The organism is Oleiphilus sp. HI0066 (genome assembly GCF_001635725.1).
Genome location: NZ_LWFH01001423.1, coordinates 1 through 1,489, shown reverse-complemented (window position 1 = coordinate 1,489; position 1,489 = coordinate 1). Strand labels below are relative to the sequence as shown.

Sequence of the window (1,489 nt, the reverse complement as noted above, 5' to 3'; positions counted from 1 at the left end):
GAACTAATCGAAGCTGTTGATATTTGTGTTGTGATCAATCCAAATAATCCAAGTGGAGACTTTCTTACCGCAAAAGAAATTATTACGTTAGCCGAGCGAATGACCGCGGCTGGAAAATGGATGATCATTGATGAGGCTTTTGTCGATTTTCATCATGAGTTTTCCGTGTCGAGTTACGTTGGTAAGCCCGGGCTAGAGAACTNAATGATAGCGATGTTCGGTAAATTTTCAGGTCTTCCTGGCGCGCGTATCGGAGCGGTGGGTGTTTCTACTCAGTTACGCCATGTCGTAAAGAGTGACATCCCATTGTGGGGCATTAGCGGGCCATCTTTAACGCTGTTTGAACGTGTTGTAGCAGATCAGGCATGGTTGCGTTCTGCTTGTGAAGAAGTGACAGTTTGGTCTCGCAAATTAGATGTTGTGTTACGGCGATACTTTAGTGATGTAAACAGCGCAGTAAAGCTATTTTCAATAATCAGAACACCTGACGCACTCATTATATTCGAACGGCTACTGAGTGATGGCGTGTATGTCCGTTTGTTAGATAACGGTTTAGGCCTTCGTGTTTCTGTTCCGAAAAACGAAGCAGAATTAAATTACCTAGAAACTGCGCTCGCGCGCGCCTTTAATAGAGAAGATATTAGTGCTTAAGTTTAGTGTTTCTGTGTTTTTGCTTTTGTTCGTATCCATGGTTGCGAATGCTAAACAGGTAGAACGTATTATTGCGTTGTCGCCGCATTCGGTTGAGATACTTTTTTTGTTAGGCGTAGGTGACAAGATTGTCGGAACGGTCGATTTTGCGGACTATCCAGAAGAGGCTAAATCGATTCCGAGGATCGGCGGGCATACTGCTATCCAGATTGACCGGGTACTTGAACTTGAGCCAGATATAGTGATTGCCTGGGAGAGTGGTAATCCAACACGAGACATCGAACGAATCAAAGAGTTAGGTATCGTCGTGTATGAAAGTACAACGAAAGAACTCGAGGATATTCCGCAAGAGATATTGAGAATAGGCGATAAGGTTGGACGTTCAGCTGAAGCTCAGGTGCAGGCGCAAAACTATCGGGAGCGTCTAGATTCTTTACGTGACAATTATCAGTCTAGAAAACCTGTCAGTTTCTTCTATCAATTGTGGTCTAAGCCATTACGTACAATGGCTGCAGGGAGTTGGATTAATCAAATGTTCGCAGGTTGCGGTGCTGTAAATGTCTTCGACGACCCTTCAATGGATTACCCGCAAGTAAGTTTAGAATCCGTGATTGATTTGCGTCCAGAGGTCATCGTTGTGCCAACGCATCACGGTACAGAAATGGACTTGAATATGTGGAATGACTGGCCTGAGATTCCTGCGGTTAAAAACGATCATATCGTATTTTTTAATGGTGACTTATTGCACCGGTTTTCATATCGAACACTCTACGGCATGCAGCAAATTTGCGAAGTGTTTGATGATATTAGACAAAGCAAAAAGTAGCGCATTGATAAG

General features: G+C 43.7%; 2 protein-coding genes. Both read left to right on the top strand.

The window, feature by feature from the left end; genetic code table 11:
* On the top strand, positions 1-651 hold a 651-nt coding region (locus tag A3738_RS21770; protein ID WP_156504402.1), incomplete at its 5' end, for an aminotransferase class I/II-fold pyridoxal phosphate-dependent enzyme.
* A complete protein-coding gene (locus A3738_RS21765; protein ID WP_082878529.1) occupies positions 644-1,477 on the top strand; it encodes a cobalamin-binding protein in 834 nt (277 codons plus the stop codon). The genes A3738_RS21770 and A3738_RS21765, both read left to right, overlap by 8 nt.
* Positions 1,478-1,489 lie beyond the last annotated feature (12 nt).